This window comes from Micromonospora tulbaghiae (genome assembly GCF_900091605.1).
Taxonomy (GTDB): Bacteria; Actinomycetota; Actinomycetes; order Mycobacteriales; family Micromonosporaceae; genus Micromonospora; species Micromonospora tulbaghiae.
Genome location: NZ_FMCQ01000006.1, coordinates 281,905 through 300,130 on the forward strand (window position 1 = coordinate 281,905; position 18,226 = coordinate 300,130).

At 73.9% G+C, this 18,226-nt stretch carries 17 protein-coding genes; 11 read left to right on the plus strand and 6 right to left on the minus strand.

Annotated features, from left to right (window positions below; translation table 11 throughout):
• Positions 1-68: 68 nt before the first annotated feature.
• Positions 69-920 carry a YcnI family protein gene (locus GA0070562_RS19460; protein ID WP_225853160.1) on the minus strand — a complete coding sequence of 284 codons (852 nt, stop codon included), beginning with the start codon at positions 918-920 and terminating at the stop codon, positions 69-71.
• 203 nt (positions 921-1,123) lie between these two features.
• On the opposite strand from GA0070562_RS19460, the gene thrS reads away from it, so the two are divergent.
• The 4 genes from thrS to GA0070562_RS19480 all read left to right on the plus strand — a co-directional run bounded on the left by thrS (position 1,124) and on the right by GA0070562_RS19480 (position 5,674).
• Positions 1,124-3,142, plus strand: a complete 2,019-nt coding sequence (thrS, locus tag GA0070562_RS19465) for a threonine--tRNA ligase (RefSeq protein WP_091424079.1) — start codon at positions 1,124-1,126, stop codon at positions 3,140-3,142.
• A gap of 74 nt (positions 3,143-3,216) precedes the next feature.
• Positions 3,217-3,777, plus strand: a complete 561-nt coding sequence (locus GA0070562_RS19470) for an HIT family protein (protein ID WP_091424084.1) — start codon at positions 3,217-3,219, stop codon at positions 3,775-3,777.
• Positions 3,778-3,809: 32 nt separating this feature from the next.
• Entirely contained in the window at positions 3,810-4,427 is a 618-nt protein-coding gene (locus GA0070562_RS19475; protein ID WP_091424548.1) for a CG0192-related protein, read from the plus strand.
• 188 nt (positions 4,428-4,615) lie between these two features.
• Positions 4,616-5,674 carry an aldo/keto reductase gene (locus tag GA0070562_RS19480; RefSeq protein ID WP_091424087.1) on the plus strand — a complete coding sequence of 353 codons (1,059 nt, stop codon included), beginning with the start codon at positions 4,616-4,618 and terminating at the stop codon, positions 5,672-5,674.
• A gap of 140 nt (positions 5,675-5,814) precedes the next feature.
• On the opposite strand, the gene GA0070562_RS19485 is transcribed toward GA0070562_RS19480, so the two are convergent.
• Positions 5,815-7,971, minus strand: a complete 2,157-nt coding sequence (locus tag GA0070562_RS19485; RefSeq protein WP_091424091.1) for an elongation factor G-like protein EF-G2 — start codon at positions 7,969-7,971, stop codon at positions 5,815-5,817.
• A gap of 252 nt (positions 7,972-8,223) precedes the next feature.
• On the opposite strand from GA0070562_RS19485, the gene pgsA reads away from it, so the two are divergent.
• The 7 genes from pgsA to GA0070562_RS19520 all read left to right on the plus strand — a co-directional run bounded on the left by pgsA (position 8,224) and on the right by GA0070562_RS19520 (position 14,161).
• Positions 8,224-8,844, plus strand: a complete 621-nt coding sequence (pgsA, locus tag GA0070562_RS19490; protein WP_091424094.1) for a phosphatidylinositol phosphate synthase — start codon at positions 8,224-8,226, stop codon at positions 8,842-8,844.
• A complete protein-coding gene (locus tag GA0070562_RS19495; RefSeq protein WP_091424098.1) occupies positions 8,841-9,773 on the plus strand; it encodes a phosphatidylinositol mannoside acyltransferase in 933 nt (310 codons plus the stop codon). Before pgsA ends, GA0070562_RS19495 begins: the two co-directional genes overlap by 4 nt.
• A 9-nt stretch (positions 9,774-9,782) precedes the next feature.
• Positions 9,783-10,943, plus strand: coding sequence for a glycosyltransferase family 4 protein (locus GA0070562_RS19500; RefSeq protein ID WP_091424101.1), 1,161 nt, complete (start codon positions 9,783-9,785; stop codon positions 10,941-10,943).
• 83 nt (positions 10,944-11,026) lie between these two features.
• Positions 11,027-11,530: a hypothetical protein gene (locus GA0070562_RS19505; RefSeq protein WP_091424106.1), complete on the plus strand. Its 504-nt coding sequence runs from the start codon at positions 11,027-11,029 to the stop codon at positions 11,528-11,530.
• A 126-nt stretch (positions 11,531-11,656) separates the two neighbouring features.
• On the plus strand, positions 11,657-12,568 hold the full coding sequence (gene pdxS, locus GA0070562_RS19510; protein WP_091424110.1) for a pyridoxal 5'-phosphate synthase lyase subunit PdxS: 912 nt from the start codon (positions 11,657-11,659) through the stop codon (positions 12,566-12,568).
• 7 nt (positions 12,569-12,575) lie between these two features.
• Complete coding sequence (gene pdxT / locus GA0070562_RS19515; RefSeq protein WP_091424113.1) at positions 12,576-13,181, plus strand: pyridoxal 5'-phosphate synthase glutaminase subunit PdxT; 606 nt, start codon at positions 12,576-12,578, stop codon at positions 13,179-13,181.
• A gap of 230 nt (positions 13,182-13,411) precedes the next feature.
• Positions 13,412-14,161, plus strand: a complete 750-nt coding sequence (locus GA0070562_RS19520) for a YebC/PmpR family DNA-binding transcriptional regulator (RefSeq protein ID WP_091424116.1) — start codon at positions 13,412-13,414, stop codon at positions 14,159-14,161.
• Between the two features lie 67 nt (positions 14,162-14,228).
• Here the strand turns inward: GA0070562_RS19520 and GA0070562_RS19525 are convergent, their stop codons facing one another.
• The 4 genes from GA0070562_RS19525 to GA0070562_RS19540 all read right to left on the minus strand — a co-directional run bounded on the left by GA0070562_RS19525 (position 14,229) and on the right by GA0070562_RS19540 (position 18,225).
• Positions 14,229-15,290: an ABC transporter permease gene (locus tag GA0070562_RS19525; protein WP_091424119.1), complete on the minus strand. Its 1,062-nt coding sequence runs from the start codon at positions 15,288-15,290 to the stop codon at positions 14,229-14,231.
• Positions 15,287-16,180 (minus strand): ABC transporter ATP-binding protein, encoded by an 894-nt coding sequence (locus tag GA0070562_RS19530; protein WP_091424124.1) that lies wholly within the window; start codon positions 16,178-16,180, stop codon positions 15,287-15,289. The genes GA0070562_RS19525 and GA0070562_RS19530 overlap by 4 nt, the downstream gene beginning before the upstream one ends.
• Positions 16,181-16,261: 81 nt before the next feature.
• The gene (locus GA0070562_RS19535) at positions 16,262-16,939 is read right to left on the minus strand and encodes a response regulator (RefSeq protein WP_091424128.1); all 678 of its coding nucleotides are present in this window, start codon (positions 16,937-16,939) and stop codon (positions 16,262-16,264) included.
• Positions 16,936-18,225, minus strand: coding sequence for a sensor histidine kinase (locus GA0070562_RS19540; RefSeq protein WP_091424133.1), 1,290 nt, complete (start codon positions 18,223-18,225; stop codon positions 16,936-16,938). The genes GA0070562_RS19535 and GA0070562_RS19540 overlap by 4 nt, the downstream gene beginning before the upstream one ends.
• Position 18,226 lies beyond the last annotated feature (1 nt).

Here is an 18,226-nt window from a genome sequence, read left to right on the forward strand (position 1 = left end):
AGATCTTGGTGGCAAAGGGCCCTCACAGGGGCACTTTCGCACCAGGATCTTCGGTGGTCCCGGGGCGGTCAGGGACGCGCGGTGACGGCGCCGGCGGTGACGGGCTCGCCGGCTTCGAGGGCGCCGTTGCTGTCGTGCGGGAGGGTCATGGTGTCGCGCCGGCGGCGACTGAGCAGCCAGCCGATCGCCGCGCCACCGGCCAGCCCGGCGAGCAGGCCGCCGCCGAGCAGCAGGTCCGCGCTCGGTCCGTCGTCGGCCGCCGGTGCCGCGTCGCCTGCCGCACCGCCCTGCGCCCCACCGGCAGCGCCGGGGCCGCCCGCCGCGCCGTGACCGCCGTGCGCGCCGCCGTTCGTACCGGCGCCGCCGTCGTGCGTCACGGTGCCCGGCAGCGGCGGCAGCAGCTCGACCGTCGGCGCCGGGTGTGCGCCACCCGCCGGGTCCGCCCACCGGACCACGGTGCCGTCGTCGTACGTCTGCACGACCGTGAACGTGAGCCGGTCGGTGGCGGGCATCGGCCCCATGCCCAGCGGCAGCCGGGCCGGCCCGGTGCCGGTGCCGGGCATCCGCAGCCAGCTCACCGCGTGGGTCACCTGGTTCAGCTCGGCCGCGTGCATGCCGGGGACGGGCTGGTCGAGCGTGCGGGTGGTGATGGTCGGCGCCCAGTCCGGCACCGACAGCGGGTACACCTCGCCGATCGGGGCGTCGGCGGGCATGGTCAGCTCGATCCGGGTGGTCCGCGTGCCGGGCCTGTCCGCCGGCACCAGCACCGACAGTTCGATCGCGTCGCCCTGGCGTACCTGGGCGGGCGAGGTCGTGACGGTCACCCCGGCCGCGTTCGCCGCGCCCGGCCAGCTCACCGCCCCGGCGAGTACGGCCGCCAGCAGCGCAGCCGCCCACCGGCCCTGACGGGTCATCCTCATGGTCGTCCCCATCCTTCTCGGCTGGGGCCGGCTCCGGCTCCGGCCCCACCTGGTAGTTCGGGCGGCGGGGCGAAAAGGTTCAACACGGCACGGAACTCGCCGAGGACGGGCACCGGCGTCGGCGGCGGTCCGGGTCCGGGCGACCGATAGCATCGCAGGGGCCGGTCACCGGCCCTTCCGTACCGTCGACGACAGGAGTCACCGTGTTCGCACCCCGTACCCCCGTCGTGGCCGACCCCGTCGTCGTCGCCGCCGGGACCACGGCGGCCGACGCGGTGGCCGCGGCCGGCCTGCCGACGAGCGGGCCGAAGGCGATCGTGGTGGTCCGCGATCCGCAGGGCCAGCTCCGCGACCTGGACTGGCGCCCGGCCGAGGACGTCGCGGTCGAGCCGGTCACCCTGGACAGCCCGGACGGGTTGAACGTGCTGCGTCACTCCACCGCACACGTGCTGGCCCAGGCGGTGCAGGACGTCTTCCCGGACGCGAAGCTCGGCATCGGCCCGCCGATCGAGAACGGCTTCTACTACGACTTCGGCGTCGACAAGCCGTTCCAGCCGGACGACCTGGCCAAGCTCGAGAAGCGCATGCAGGAGATCGTCAAGTCCGGCCAGCGGTTCCGCCGCCGCCGGTTCGCCGACCTGGACGAGGCGCGAACCGAGCTGGCCGCCGAGCCGTTCAAGCTGGAGCTGATCGACGTCAAGGGGGAGGGGCTGGACTCCTCCGAGGTGATGGAGGTGGGCGGCGGCGAGCTGACCATCTACGACAACCTCGCCGCGAACGAGGACAAGGTCTGCTGGTCGGACCTGTGCCGCGGCCCGCACCTGCCGAACACCCGGCTGATCGGCGCGTTCAAGCTGATGCGCTCGGCCGCCGCGTACTGGCGCGGGTCGGAGAAGAACCCGCAGCTCCAGCGCGTGTACGGCACCGCGTGGCCGACCCGGGACGAGCTCAAGGCGTACCTGAAGCTGCTGGAGGAGGCCGCCCGCCGCGACCACCGCAAGCTCGGCGCGGACCTCGACCTGTTCAGCTTCCCCGACGAGATCGGGTCCGGCCTGCCGGTCTTCCACCCCAAGGGCGGCGTGCTCAAGCGGGTGATGGAGGACTACGTCCGGGCACGCCACATCGAGGAGGGCTTCGACTACGTCGGCACGCCGCACATCTCCAAGGAAGGTCTCTTCCACACCTCGGGACACCTGCCCTACTACAAGGACACGATGTTCCCGCCGATGGAGATGGAGGGCAGCGACTACTACCTCAAGGCCATGAACTGCCCGATGCACAACCTGATCTACCGGTCGCGCGGGCGGTCCTACCGGCAGCTGCCGCTGCGGCTGTTCGAGTTCGGGTCGGTCTACCGGTACGAGAAGTCGGGTGTGATCCACGGCCTGACCCGGGTGCGCGGCTTCACCCAGGACGACTCGCACTCCTACTGCACGAAGGAGCAGGCGCCGGCCGAGATCAAGCACCTGCTCGGCTTCGTGCTCAGCCTGCTGCGCGACTTCGGCATCGACGACTTCTACCTGGAGCTGTCGACCCGCGACGACTCCCGGCCGGACAAGTTCGTCGGCTCCGACTCCGACTGGGCGACGGCCACCGCCGTGCTGGAGCAGTGCGCGCTGGAGACCGGCCTCGAGCTGGTGCCGGACCCGGGCGGCGCGGCGTTCTACGGCCCGAAGATCTCGGTGCAGGCCAAGGACGCGATCGGCCGGACCTGGCAGATGTCGACCATCCAGTACGACTTCAACCAGCCCAAGGGCTTCGGGCTGGAGTACCAGGCCGCCGACGGCACCCGGCAGCAGCCGGTGATGATCCACTGCGCCAAGTTCGGGTCGATCGAGCGGTTCATCGGCGTGCTCACCGAGCACTACGCGGGCGCGTTCCCGGCCTGGCTGGCGCCGGTGCAGGTGGTCGGCATCCCGATCCGCGAGGAGCACGGCGACTACCTGGCCGACTTCACCGCGACGCTGCGCCGGCACGGCATCCGCGCCGAGGTGGACCTGGGCGACGACCGGATGCAGAAGAAGATCCGCAACGCGCAGCAGCAGAAGATCCCGTTCATGGTGATCGCCGGGGACGACGACGTGGCCGCCGGCACCGTCTCGTTCCGCTACCGCGACGGCTCGCAGCGCAACGGCGTACCGATCGACGAGGCGGTGGCGCACGTCCGCGAGGTGGTGGAGTCCCGCACCAACGCCGGCCCCACCGCCACCGCCGCCGAGTAGACGGTCCGCGACCGCGCCGCCGGGGCGGCGGCGCGGTTCGGCGGCGGCCCGGCCCGGATCGTAGGATCGCCTGTGTGACAGGGGCGGAGCGGGACACCGGGTACGGCGGCGACAACGGTCTGGCGGACGGGCTGGACCGGCTCTGGACGCCGCACCGGATGACCTACATCTCCGGCGAGGACCGGCCCGAGGGCGGGTACGAGAAGCCGACCGGCTGCCCGTTCTGCCTGGCACCCGGGCTGCCGGCGGAGGAGAGCCTGGTGGTGGCCCGGGGTGAGCACGTCTTCGCGGTGCTCAACCTGTACCCGTACAACCCCGGGCACCTGCTGGTCTGCCCCTACCGGCACGTGGCCGACTACACCGAGCTGGACGAGCCGGAGACGGTCGAGCTTGCCGCGTTCACCAAGGCCGCCATGCGGGTGGTCCGGCACGTCTCCAGCGCGCACGGCTTCAACCTGGGCATGAACCAGGGCGGCGTGGCGGGCGCGGGCATCGCCGCGCACCTGCACCAGCACGTGGTGCCGCGCTGGGGCGGCGACGCCAACTTCATGCCGGTGATCGGCCGGACGAAGGTGCTGCCGCAGCTGCTCGCCGACACCCGGGAACTGCTCGCCAAGGCGTGGGCGGCGGCCTGACGGCGGACCGTTCCGACAGTACGATCTTGCGCATGGCCCTCCTGCACCGCGCGGAACTGCGCCCCTCGAAACTGGAGCTGCTCGTACCCTGGCTGCCCGGCCGGTCCTGGTTCGCCGGCGAGGCGGGCGCGGAGGTCACCCGCGTCGCGGCGTACCGGTTCGACGACCCGGCCGGCGAGGTCGGCGTCGAGACACTGCTCGTCCGCGCCGGTGACGGCCCGGTGCTCCAGGTGCCGCTGACCTACCGGGGCGCGCCGTTGGACGGGGCGGACGACTTCTTCGTGGGCCTCGTCGAGCACTCGGTACTCGGCCGCCGCTGGGTGTACGACGCATGCGGCGACCCGGTGTACCTGCCGCTGCTGGCCGCCGCCGTGCTCGCCGACGCCGGGCAGGCCGAGGAGTATTTCGAGGTCGACGGGAAGCGCGAGGTGCGCCCGGCGAGCATGACGCTGTCGGGCAGCCGTGGTTCTTCCGACGGTGGCTCGGCGGCCGGTGCTCCGGCCGTCGGTCCCGTCACGGCGGTCCGGGGCGGAGGCGTCGAGCTGGCGCTGGTCCGGCGGCCCGTACCGGCCGACGTCCCGGCGACCGGCGGGCTCACCGGTGCCTGGCCGGGCCAGGACGCGCCGGTGCTGCTGGCCTACGCCCGCTGAGGTCTTCCGGCACATCTCCGGCCGAGAGGACCACCTCGGAGCGATATGACTCCTGGTCATATCTATGACTCTGGGGTATATCGCTCTCCAGCACGACCGTCGGCGCGGGGGCCACGATGCGTCACCGGGGCCGCACGGTGAGGTGACGAATCGGCCCGCGGGTGCCCGGAAGATGACAGGATGCGGCGGTGGCAGTCGACAAGCGACAGTTGGGGCGCAGCGGCATCGAGGTGAGCGCCCTCGGCATGGGCTGCTGGGCGATCGGCGGCCCGTGGGCCGAGGGCGCCCGCCCGCTGGGCTGGGGCCAAGTCGACGACGACGAGTCGGTACGCGCCGTCCGCCGCGCGCTCGACCTCGGCGTCACGCTGTTCGACACCGCCGACACGTACGGCGCCGGGCACGGCGAGCGGGTGCTCGGGCGGGCGCTCGCCGGCCGGCGCGACGAGGCGGTGATCGCCACGAAGTTCGGCTACACGTTCGACGAGCGCGCCCGGCAGGCCACCGGGGAGAACGCCTCCCCGCACTACCTGCGCCGGGCGGTGACCGACTCGCTGCGCCGGCTGGGCACCGACTGGATCGACCTCTACCAACTGCACCTCGGCGACCTGCCGCTGCCCCGGGCCGAGGCACTCGTCGGCACGCTCGACGACCTGGTCGACGCCGGCCTGGTCCGCTCGTACGGGTGGAGCACCGACCGGGCCGACCGGGCCGCCGCCTTCGCCCAGGTCGCCCGCGGCGCCGCCGCCGTGCAGCACGCGCTGTCGGTGCTCCGGGACGCCCCGGCCATGCTCGACGCCTGCGACAAGCACGACCTGGCCAGCCTGGCCCGGGGGCCGCTCGGAATGGGTCTGCTCACCGGCAAGTACACGCCGGAGTCCACGCTGCCCCGCGACGACGTACGCGGACTCGGGCCGACCTGGCTGGAGTGGTTCCGCAGCGGCCGGCCCGCCCCGGAGTGGCTGCGCCGGGTCGCCGCCGTGCGCGACGCGCTGACCGCCGACGGGCGCACCCTCGCGCAGGGGGCGATCGGGTGGATCTGGGCGCGCAGCGACAGGGCCGTGCCGATCCCCGGCGCCCGGACCGTGGCCCAGGTCGAGGAGAACGCGGCCGCGCTGGTCCGGGGCCCGCTCGCCCCGGACCACTTCGCCGAGGTGGAGCGGCAGTTGGCGGCGGTACGCTCGGCCGCCCTCCGGGACGCCGACCGCCCCCACTGGCCGATGCCCCCCGTCCCCGCCGTCCGCCCCTGACCCGAAGGACGCCCGCCTCCGCCCTCTCGTCGCCGATCTTGCGGTTGCGGCCCTTGAGGTGCCCGAAATGCTCACCTTGTGAGGGCCGCAAGTGCAAGATCGCGGGACCGAAGGGGAGGGCGCGGGGAGGGGAGGCGGGGTCAGCGGGTTGTGGACTCCTTGCGGGCCTGGTCGGCCAGGTGCGCGGGCATGGGCTCGTGGCGGGCGAACTCGCGGCGGAACGTGCCCGTGCCGGCGGTCATCGAGCGCAGCTCTACCGCGTACCGCAGCAACTCGGTCGCGGGCACCTCGGCGCGGACCACCGTGCGGCCCTCGGCGTCCGGGTCCGGCTCGGTGCCGAGCACCCGGCCACGCCGCCCGGACAGGTCGCCCATCACCGCGCCGACCGACGCGTCCGGCACCCGCACGGTGATCTCGTCGACCGGTTCCAGCAGCGCCGGCTGGCCCTTCTCCGCGGCGTCGCGCAGCGCCAGCGCCCCGGCGGTCTGGAACGCCGCGTCGGAGGAGTCGACGCTGTGCGCCTTGCCGTCGACGAGCGTCACCCGCAGGTCCACCACGGGGTAGCCGGCGACCAGGCCGCGTTCCATCTGCGCCCGCACCCCCTTCTCCACCGACGGGATGTAGTTGTGCGGGACCGCGCCGCCGACCACCCGGTCGACGAACTCGAAGCCGGCGCCCCGGGGCAGCGGCTCCACCTCGATGTCGCAGACCGCGTACTGGCCGTGGCCGCCGGACTGCTTGACGTGCCGGCCGTGCCCGCGCGCGGCGGCGGTGAACGTCTCGCGCAGCGCCACCCGGACCGGCTCGGTGTCCAGCTCGACCCCACCGCCGCGCAGCCGGTCGAGCACCACGTCGGCGTGCGCCTCGCCCATGCACCAGAGCACCAGCTGGTGGGTCTCCGGGTTGCGTTCGAGCCGCAGCGTCGGGTCACCGGCGACCAGCCGGGACAGGTTGCGGGCCAGCGCGTCCTCGTCGGCCCGGCTGCGCGCCACGATCGCCACCGGCAGCAGCGGCTCCGGCATCTCCCAGGGCGCGATCAGCAGCGGGTCGTCCTTGGCCGAGATGGTGTCGCCGGTCTCGGCGCTGCCCGACTTGGTGATCGCGCACAGGTCACCGGCGACGCAGGCGGGCACCTCCCGCAGCGTCGCGCCCAGCGGGCTGTAGACGTGGCCGACCCGCTCGTCGGCGTCGTGGTCCGGGTGGCCGCGCTCGGCCATGCCGTGGCCGGACACGTGGATCACCTGGTCGGGGCGGAGCGTGCCGGAGAAGACGCGTACCAGCGAGACCCGCCCGACGTGACGGTCGACTGTCGTCTTGACCACCTCGGCGACGAGCGGGCCGTCCGGGTCGCAGGTCAGCGGCGGGCGGGGCGAGCCGTCCACGCCGGTCACCGCGGGCAGGTCGTGCTCCAGCGGCGACGGGAACGCCGCGACGAGGCCGTCGAGCAGCGCGTCCAGGCCGACGCCGGTCTCCGCACAGACCGGCACCACGGGGTAGAAGTGGCCGCGGGCGACAGCCGTCTCCAGGTCGGTGATCAGCACCTCGGGGTCGATCTCCTCACCGCCGAGGTAGCGGTCCATCAGGGTCTCGTCCTCGCTCTCCGCGATGATCCCCTCGATCAGCTCGTTGCGGGACTCCTGGATGGCCGGCAGGTGCTCCGGGTCCGGCTCGCGCACCGCCGCCGGCAGCCCGTCGGAGTAGTCGAACACCCGGCGGGTGATCAGCCCCATCAGGCCGGCCACCGACTCGCCGTCGTCGCCGAGCATGGGCAGGTAGAGCGGGAGCACGTTGTCGCCGAAGACGCGCTGGCACAGCGCCACCGCCTCGTCGAAGTCGGCGCGCGGGTGGTCCAGCCGGGAGACGGCCACCGCCCGGGGCATGTCGACGGCGGCGCACTCCTCCCAGAGGGCGGCGGTGGCGGCGTCCATGCCGTCCACGGCGGAGACCACGAACAGCGCCGCGTCGGCGGCGCGCAGCCCGGCGCGCAGCTCGCCGACGAAGTCGCCGTACCCCGGGGTGTCCAGCAGGTTGACCTTGACGTCGCGGTGCATCAGCGGGGCGCAGGCCAGGCTCACCGAGCGCTGCTGGCGTACGGCGGCGGGGTCGTGGTCGCAGACGGTGGTGCCCTCGGTGACGGCGCCGGCCCGGCCGATCGTGCCGGCGGCGGCCAGCAGCGCCTCGACGAGCGTCGTCTTGCCGGCGCCGGAGTGCCCGACGAGCACCACGTTGCGAACCCTGCCGGGCTCGGTCACCACCGGCGCGCCGCCGGTGACACCCTTCTCGTTCTTCTGCGCCATCGCGGCGCACCTCCCTCAACCGGTGGTGGTGGCGACCGCCGCGGGCGACGGGGGAGCGGACCCGGGACGGGCGCCGCGGCGATATCTTCCGGTGATCTCCTGCTGGACGCGAACGCGGACCGGTGATCCGGTGAACTGGCTCACCTCCTGGCTCGATCTCACACCCGCACGGGTGCCCGCACAAGGGCCGTCGGGCGGGTCGTACGCCCGGCTGTGTCCCCGGCGGTCGCGGGCCGTTATCGTGGGACCGCCATGGCGAAGATCTTCCAAGTGACGGCCCGCGCGGGCATGACCCGCGTCGTGGAGCCGATCGCCCGCGCGCTGCTGCGTGCGGGCGTGTCCCCCAACGCGGTCACCGTGACCGGCACCGTCGGCGTGCTCGTCGGCGCGCTCGGCTTCGGCGCGCGCGGCCACCTGGTCGCCGGTGCGCTGATCGTCACGGTCTTCGCTCTCACCGACCTGCTCGACGGCACGATGGCGCGGATGAGCGGCGGGTCCACCCGGTTCGGGGCGTTCCTCGACTCGAGCATGGACCGGGTCGCCGACAGCGCGGTGTTCGGCGCGGTCGCGTACTGGCTGGCCACCGAGCACGACTACTCGGGCGTGGCGGCGGCGCTGATCTGCCTGGCCGCGGGCGGGCTGGTCTCCTACGTCAAGGCCCGCGCCGAGGGCCTCGGGATGACCTGCAACGTGGGCATCGCCGAGCGCACCGAGCGGCTGCTCATCGTCGGCGTCGGCGGCCTGCTCACCGGCCTCGGCGTCCGTCACGCCCTGGAGATCGCGCTCTGGCTGCTCGCCGCCGTCTCGATCTTCACCGTGGGGCAGCGGATGGCCCACGTGTACCGGCAGGCCCAGCGGGTCGGCGCGGAGTGAACCTCACCGAGGCGGGCTTCGTCGCGGGCTGGCGCCTGGTCCGGGCGCTGCCCCGGCCCGTCGCGGCCGCGGCCTTCCGGGTGGGCGCCGACCGCGCCCACCGCAAGGACGGCGGGGGTACGCGTCGACTGCGCGCCAACCTGCGCCGGGTGGTCGGCCCGGAGATGCCCGACGCGGAGCTGGACGCGCTGGTGCGCGCCGGGCTGCGCTCGTACGCCCGGTACTGGATGGAGGCGTTCCGGCTGCCCGGCCTGAGCCGCACGGAGATCCTCGCCGGGTTCCGCCTCGACGGGCAGGAACTGCTCGCCGCCGACGTGGCGGCCGGGCGGGGCGCCGTGGTGGCGCTGCCGCACGCCGGCAACTGGGACGCCGCGGGCGCCTGGGTGGCGGCCACCGGCTGGCCGATGACCACGGTGGCCGAGCGGCTTCCGGACGGCGTCTACGAGCGGTTCGTCGGGTTCCGGGAAGGGCTGGGGATGGAGATCCTGCCCAACACCGGCGGCCCGCGTCCCGCGTTCGACGTGCTGGTGGACCGGCTGCGCGCCGGTCACGTGGTGCCGCTGCTGGCGGACCGGGACCTCTCCGCCCGGGGCGTGGAGGTCGACTTCTTCGGCGGCCGGACCCGGATGCCGGCCGGTCCCGCACTGCTCGCCATCCGCACCGGCGCCCCGCTCTACGTGGCCTCGATGTGGTACGAACCGGACGCGGCGTGCGCCTCGCTCGAGGGCCCGCTGCCGCTGCCGGACCCGGACAGCGCCCCGCTCGACGCGCGGGTGCGCGCGGTGACGCAGCGGATTGCCGACGGTCTGGCGGCGGGCATCGCCCGGCATCCGCAAGACTGGCACATGTTGCAGCGGATGTGGCTGGACCAGGGCCGGGACGGTACGCCCACGTCGGCGCGGCCACCGGCCACCACCGGGACGGTCTAGGGGGGCGCAGTGCGTATCGGCATCGTGTGCCCGTACTCGTTCGACGTGCCGGGCGGCGTGCAGAACCACGTCATGGACCTGGCCGAGGCGCTGCTCGGGCTCGGCCACGAGGTGAGCGTGCTGGCGCCCGCCGACGAGGACTCGGCGCTGCCGCCGTACGTGGTGTCGGCGGGCCGGGCGGTGCCGCTGCCGTACAACGGGTCGGTGGCCCGGATCGCCTTCGGCCCGGTCTCCACCGCCCGGGTGCGGCGCTGGATCACCCGTGGCGACTTCGACGTGCTGCACGTGCACGAGCCGCTGACGCCGAGCCTGTCGATGCTGGCCGTGCTCTGCGCCCGGGGCCCGGTGGTGGCCACGTTCCACACCGCGATGACCCGCTCCCGGGTGCTGTCGGCCGCGCAGGGCGCGCTCCAGATCGTGCTGGAGCGGATCACCGCCCGGATCGCGGTCAGCGCGCTGGCCCGCAAGGTGCAGGTCGAGCACATGGACGGCGGCGCGGTGGAGATCCCGAACGGGGTGGCGGTGGCGAAGTTCGCCGGGGTGCCGCCGCTACCGGGCTGGCCGGGGGAGTGCGCCCCGGGCACCGGCGGGACGCTGGGGTTCCTGGGCCGTTTCACCGAGCCGCGCAAGGGCTTCCCGATCCTGCGGGACGCGTTCGTCGCGCTGGCGCCGCACCGCCCCGGGCTGCGCCTGCTGGTCGCCGGCCCGGGTGACGCCGACGAGCTGTACGGGCGGTTCCCGGCCGGTCTGCGCGACCGGGTCACGTTCCTCGGCCTGGTCTCCGAGGCGGACAAGGCACGCATGCTGCGCAGCGTGCACCTCTACGTCGCACCGAACACCGGAGGGGAGTCCTTCGGGATGATCCTCACCGAGGCGCTGGCCGCCGGCACCACTGTCGTCGCGAGCGACCTGGACGCGTTCCGCCGGGTGCTCGACGCCGGGCGGGCCGGCCGGCTGTTCCCGACCGGCGACGCGGCCGCGCTGGGCGCCGCGGTGTCCGAGCTGCTCGACGACGACGGCCGCCGCGCCGGGCTGACCGCCTGCGGCGACCAGGTGGTGGCGAATTTCGACTGGCCCGTGGTTGCCCGCCGCGTTCTGGAGGTATACGCAGCCGCGATCGAGGCCACCGATGGCCGGGTCATGGACCAGGAGTGGGCGGGTCTGGGCTGACCGCTGTGGCCGCTGCGGCCGCTGTGACGAGCGCGTCGACCGGTGCACCGCGCCGGCCGGCCGGGATGAGGAGCAGCACTACGATGCCGGGCATGTGGTGGGTGGTGGGCGCGGTCGCGGTGCTCGGGCTGCTCTCGGCGTACCTGATCTGGACCTCCGGCCGCGTGCAGCGGCTGCAGGTCCGCGCGGACTCGGCGGCCCGCGCGCTGGACGCGCACCTGCTGCGCCGCGCGGCCGCCGCCGCGGTCCTGGCCGAGCAGCGGTACGGCGTGGAGCTGTACGCCGCCGCCCGGATCGCGCTGGACGCCGTACCGGAGGAGCGCGAGGCGGCCGAGAACGACCTGACCCGGCAGTTGCGCGCGGTGCGGCTGGACCCGGACGACCCGGCCTGCGCGGCGGTGATCGCGGCCAGCCGGCGGCTGGCGCTGGCCCGGCAGGTGCACACCGACCTGGTCCGGGATGCCCGCTCGGCGCGGGGTCGTCCGGTGGTGCGGCTGTTCCGGATGGGGCGCGGGCGGGAGTGGCCGCGCTACTTCGACATCGACGACCCCACGCTGGCCTCGCACGCGGACGTGACCACCGGCTGACGCACCGGCCGTGACGGGGGCCACACGGGAGGCCACCGGGGGTTCGATTGGCGCTCGGACCGGTGTCGCGCCGGTCGTAGCATTCCTGCGCAGTCACCTCCCGAGCACGCCGAGGAGCGATGTCCCGTGTCTGAATCCGCAGCCCCGACCACCGCCACCGCCGTCGGCACCGCCCGCGTCAAGCGCGGCATGGCCGAGATGCTCAAGGGCGGTGTGATCATGGACGTGGTCACCGCCGAGCAGGCGAAGATCGCCGAGGACGCCGGCGCTGTCGCCGTGATGGCCCTGGAACGCGTGCCGGCCGACATCCGCGCGCAGGGCGGCGTGTCCCGGATGAGCGACCCCGACATGATCGACGGCATCATCCAGGCCGTCTCGATCCCGGTGATGGCCAAGGCCCGCATCGGCCACTTCGTCGAGGCGCAGATCCTCCAGGCGCTGGGCGTCGACTACGTCGACGAGTCCGAGGTGCTGACCCCGGCCGACTACGCCAACCACATCGACAAGTGGGCGTTCACCGTCCCGTTCGTGTGCGGGGCGACGAACCTGGGCGAGGCGCTGCGCCGGATCACCGAGGGCGCCGCGATGATCCGCTCGAAGGGCGAGGCGGGCACCGGGGACGTCTCCAACGCCACCACCCACATGCGCCAGATCCGGCAGGAGATCCGCCGCCTCCAGTCGCTGCCCTCCGACGAGCTGTACGTGGCGGCCAAGGAGTTGCAGGCCCCGTACGAGCTGGTCAAGGAGGTCGCCGAGCAGGGCAAGCTGCCGGTCGTGCTGTTCACCGCCGGCGGCATCGCGACCCCGGCGGACGCGGCCATGATGATGCAGCTCGGCGCCGAGGGCGTCTTCGTCGGCTCCGGCATCTTCAAGTCCGGCAACCCGGCCCAGCGGGCCGCCGCGATCGTCAAGGCGACCACGTTCCACGACGACCCGGACGTGCTCGCCAAGGTCTCCCGCGGCCTCGGCGAGGCGATGGTCGGCATCAACGTCGACGAGATCCCCCAGCCGCACCGGCTCGCCGAGCGCGGCTGGTGAGCCGGGCGTGACCGTACCCGTGATCGGCGTGCTCGCCCTCCAGGGCGACGTACGCGAGCACGTCGCCGCGCTGGCCGGGGTGGGCGCCGACGCCCGGCCGGTGCGGCGCCCGGGCGAGCTGGACGCGGTCGACGGCCTGGTGGTGCCCGGCGGCGAGTCGACCACGATCAGCAAGCTGGTGGACATCTTCGAGATGCGCGAGCCGATCGACAAGCGGATCGCCGCGGGCATGCCGGTCTACGGCTCCTGCGCCGGCATGATCATGCTGGCGGCCGAGGTGCTGGACGGCCGTCCCGACCAGCGCGGCTTCGCCGGCGTCGACATGACGGTCCGGCGCAACGCGTTCGGCCGCCAGGTCGACTCGTTCGAGGCGCCGGTGGCGCTCACCGGCGTCGACGGCGGCCCGTTCCACGCGGTGTTCATCCGGGCGCCCTGGGTGGAGCGCGTCGGCCCGGACGTGGAGGTGCTCGGCCGGGTCACCGAGGGCCCGGCCACGGGCCGGATCGTCGCGGTGCGGCAGGGCAACCTGCTGGCCACGTCGTTCCACCCCGAGCTGACCGGCGACCCGCGGCTGCACCGCCACTTCGTGGAGCTGGTCCGGACCGCCGCCTGAGCGGCCGGTCCGTCCCCGGTTGTGCCGGTTCGGGCGGGCCGGGACGGGCCGCTGCCGTGCGGCGCGTGACAGTGCCCCGCCTCCCGCCGGTAGGATTGCGGAGATTCGGCAGGGCCATCAGCCCGCCGCGGCTCCCGGCGAAGATCACGGCACCTCGACGTGCGCCGCCTTGGGAGCGGGGCGTGTGCGATGCGGTCGATGCAGACGGCGGGTAGCAACGGAGGTAACAGATGTCCGGCCACTCAAAGTGGGCGACGACCAAGCACAAGAAGGCGGTCATCGACGCCAAGCGCGGCAAGATGTTCGCCAAGCTGATCAAGAACGTCGAGGTGGCGGCCCGTACCGGCGGCGGCGACCCGGCCGGCAACCCGACTCTCTACGACGCCATCCAGAAGGCGAAGAAGAACTCGGTCCCGAACGACAACATCGACCGCGCGGTCAAGCGCGGCTCCGGCCTGGAGGCCGGCGGCGCCGACTGGCAGACGATCATGTACGAGGGTTACGGCCCGAACGGCGTGGCGATGCTGATCGAGTGCCTCACCGACAACCGCAACCGTGCCGCCACCGAGGTGCGCACCGCGCTGACCCGCAACGGCGGCTCGCTGGCCGACGCGGGCTCGGTGTCGTACATGTTCTCCCGCAAGGGCGTGGTGATCGTCCCCCAGGGCGGCACGACCGAGGACGACGTGATGATGGCGGTGCTCGACGCGGGCGCCGAGGAGGTCAACGACCTCGGTGAGGCGTACGAGGTGGTCTCCGAGCCGGGCGACCTGGTCGCGGTGCGCACCGCGCTGCAGGACGCCGGCATCGAGTACGAGTCGGCCGAGTCCTCCCTCATCCCCAGCGTGAACGTGCCGCTGGACGAGGAGGGCGCGCGCAAGATCTTCAAGCTGATCGACGTGCTGGAGGACTGCGACGACGTGCAGAACGTCTACGCCAACTTCGACGTCTCCGACGAGGTGATGGCCGCCGTCGGCTGATCCCGGCCCGACGTGCCGAGCGCCGGCCCCCGATCACGGGGTTGCCGGCGCTCGGCGTCTCGCGTGGTCAGCCGATCGGCTCGCGCTGCCGCCACGCCGTCCGCACCGAGGTCCGGCCGTTGGTGCGCAGCAGCGAACCCTCGTAGATCCGCGCCCCGGCGAGCAGGAACCCGGCCGCCGCGAGCAGCAGCAGCGCCAGCGACACGAACGGCTCCCACGGTGCCGCGTCGCCGGTGAACAGCCGTACCGGCATCGCCGTCGGCGACGAGATCGGCAGGTACGACAGGACCCGCATCGCGGCGGCGTTGTCGTTGAGGAACACCACGGCGAAGAACGGCGCCATCACCGCGAGCTGCACCGGGGTGGACGCCCCCGCGATGTCCTCCTGCCGGTTCACCAGCGCCCCGGCGGCCGCCCACATCGCCGCGAGCAGCAGGAAGCCGCACAGGAAGAACGGCACGAACCAGCCGACCGCCGGTGCGATCAGGCTCAGCAGGTCGCCGCCGCCGGTCAGGCGCATCCCGATCAGCGCGGCGGCCGCGATCAGGGTGATCTGCCCCAGCGCCAGCGCGCCCGCGGCGAGGATCTTGCCGGCCAGCAGCGCCCGGGCCGGCACGGCGGCCACCAGGATCTCCACGATCCGGGTCTGCTTCTCCTCGGTGACGCTCTGCGCGATCTGCAACCCGAACGTCTGGGACATGAAGAAGAAGACGAACGCGAAGGCGAACGGCACCAGATAGGCGGTGAGCGGGTCCACCGCGTCCGGGTCCAGCAGCCGTACCTGCGGTGCCGCGCTGAGCGCGGAGACCACGTCGTCCGGGGCCCGCTCGTCGGCGACCACGACCGGGCCGGACACCACCGCGGCGTCCGCGTCGCCGTCGCGTACCGCCTGTTCGGCGGCGCCGTCGTCGGCGACCAGCACGACGTCCAGCCCGGCCGCCCGCAGCGGTTCGGCGCCGGCGGCGGTCACCGCCACGGTGGACGGTCCGCTGCTCAGCATCGCCGGCACCACTGTGGCGACGACGGCGAGCAGCAGGAAGATCAAAGTGCTGTAGAGGAACGTCTTGTCGCGGACCTTGACCTTGATCTCGCGGGCCGCGACCAGCCGGGTGGCCTGGAACGTGTTCACTGGTTGACCTCTCGGAAGATCTCGGCGAGGGACGGGGTGACCGGGCCGAACGCGCGCACCGGGCCGCGGTCCAGCGCCGCGCGCAGCACCGCCTGGTCGTCGGCGGGCGGGTCCACCTCGAACACGGCGCGCGCGCCGTCGAGGTCGACCAGCCGCACACCGGGCTGGTCCCGCAGCCAGCCGGCGTCGCCGTCGACCACGATCGAGAACCGGGGCAGCGTGTACGCGGCGCGCAGCTCCTCGCGGGCGCCGGCGGCCCGGATCGTGCCGCCGGCGATGAGCACCAGGTCGTCGCAGAGCCGTTCCACCACGTCGAGCTGGTGGCTGGAGAACAGCACCGGCGCTCCGGCGGCGGCCCGTTCCCGCAGCACCGTCACCACCATGTCGACGGCGAGCGGATCGAGCCCGGAGAACGGCTCGTCCAGGATCAGCACCTCCGGGTCGTGCACCAGCGCGGCGGCGATCTGCGCCCGCTGCTGGTTGCCCAGCGACAGCGTCTCCAGCAGGTCGTCGGCCCGCTCGCCGAGACCGACCCGCTCCAGCAGCGCGTCGGTACGCCGGCGGGCCCCGGCGGCGTCCAGCCCGTACAGGCGGCCGAGGTGGACCACCTGCTCGCGGGGCGTCATCTTCGGGTAGAGGCCACGTTCCTCGGGCATGTAGCCGAACCGGGCGCGGGCCTCGCGCGCGAGCGGCTGTCCCCGCCACGTCACCTGCCCGGCGTCCGGGGCGAGCACGCCGAGGATGATCCGCATGGTGGTGGTCTTGCCGGCGCCGTTGCCGCCGACGAATCCGGTCATGCGCCCGGCGGTCACGTCGAAGGAGACGTCTTTGAGCACCTGACGGCCGCCGAAGCTGCGGTCGACGCCGTCGAGGCGGAGCACGCTGGTCATGATCCCGACGCTACGGGCGGTCCTGGCCCCCGTCGTCCCACCACGGGGCGATCATGGGGTCCGTCGCACGGCGGACGGGCGTCATCCGCCGGGCCGCACCACCCCGTGCTCGTACGCGAACACCACCGCCTGCACCCGGTCGCGCAGCCCGAGCTTGGCCAGCACGCGGCTGACGTGGGTCTTCACAGTCGCCTCCCCGACGCGCAGGACGTCCGCGATCTCGGCGTTGCTGGCCCCCCGCGCGACGAGTTCCAGCACCTCGCGCTCGCGTGGCGTCAGGTCCGCGGTCGCGGCGTCGTACCGGGGGTCCGGCGGCACCGCGCCGGGACGGGCGAACGTGGAGATCACCCGCCGGGTGAGGGCCGGCGCGATCAACCCTTCGCCGCGCGCCACCACCCGGACCGCCTCGATCAGGTCCTCCGGGGTGCCGTTCTTGAGCAGGAAGCCGCTCGCCCCGGCGCGCAGCGCGGCGAACAGGTAGTCGTCGCGGTCGAACGTGGTGAGGATCAGCACCGCCGGCCCGCCCGGCGTCGCGTCCCCGGTGATGCGGCGGGTGGCCTCCAGCCCGTCGAGCACCGGCATCTCCACATCCATCAGGACCACGTCCGGCCGCAGCGCGGTCGCCATCGACACGGCGCGCTGCCCGTCGGCGGCCTCGCCGACCACCTCGATGTCGTCCTCGATCTCCAGGATCACCCGGAAACCGGTCCGGACCAGGTGCTGGTCGTCGACGAGCAGCACCCGCACCGGCGCGCTCACGCCGCCCGCCCGGCTGCTTCGACCGGCAGCGGCATGCGGGCCCGGACCCGGAACCCGCCGCCGGGGCGCGGCCCGGCCTCCACCTCACCGCCGTGCGCGGCGACCCGCTCCCGCATGCCGATCAGGCCCAGCCCGGCCCCGCCGGCCGGTACGCCGCCGTGTCCGTCGTCGCTCACGTCGATCTCCAGTTCCCTCGCCAGATAGCGGATCCGCACGTCCAGCGTGGTGGCGTGGGCATGCTTGACCACGTTCGTCACCGCCTCCTGCACGATCCGGTACGCCGCCTGCGACACCGAGCGGGGCAGCGGCGCCGGTTCCCCGTACACCCCGAGTTCGGCCCGCAGCCCGGTGTCCCGCGCCCGGTCGACGAGCGCGGCGACCTGGTCGATGCCGGCGGTGTCCTCCGGCGCGGCGGCCGCGCCGGCCGCGGCGGCCGGGTCGCGCAGCACGCCGAGCATCCGGCGCAGCTCGTCGACCGAGGTGCGGGCCGTCTCCTCGATCGCGGCCAGGGCGGTCCGCGCCTTGTCCCGGTCCCGGTCGAACACGCGCCGGCACGCGGCGGCCTGCACGCCCATCACCGACACGTGGTGGGCGACCACGTCGTGCAGCTCGCGGGCGATGCGGACCCGCTCACCCATCACCGCGCGCTCGCGCGCCTCGACCTGTGACCGGCGCAGTTGCTCGGCCTGCTCCCGCAGTTCGTGCCGGCGACGCGCGGCCACCCAGGCGGTCTGGCCGGCGTAGTAGGCGAACCCGAAGAACAGCACGTTGTAGAGGACGCCGTTCACCACGGCGGCGAGCACCGGCGGCACCGGACCGGCGGCGTCGGCGAAGGAGGCCGCCGAGATCTGGTCGGCCCGCAGCGCGAGGGACAGCGCGAGCCAGCCGAACATCGCCACGATGATGCCGGCCCGGAGCCGCCCGGCCAGCCGCCGGTCGGCGCCCCACGCGCCGAGCGTGAAGAGGGCGGCGAACAGCGCGCCCGACGGGAGCTGGGCCAGCGGGACGGCCCGCGCCTGCCCGGCGACGAAGGCGATCGAGACGAGCACCGCGACGGTGGCGGGCCACCGCCGCCGTACGGCCAGCGGTGCGGTCACCGCGACGGTCCACCAGACCTGCTCGGCCACGCTCGGCGGCGGCCCGAGCAGGAACGCCCCGGTGCTGTGCGCCAGGGTCAGCTCGAACAGGGCCAGCACGGTGACCGCGAGCCCGATCCAGAGGTCGGCACGGAACTGCGCGGCGGTGGGAGCCGGCCGTCGCCAGGCGGTGGTGGGTGCGGTGCTCACC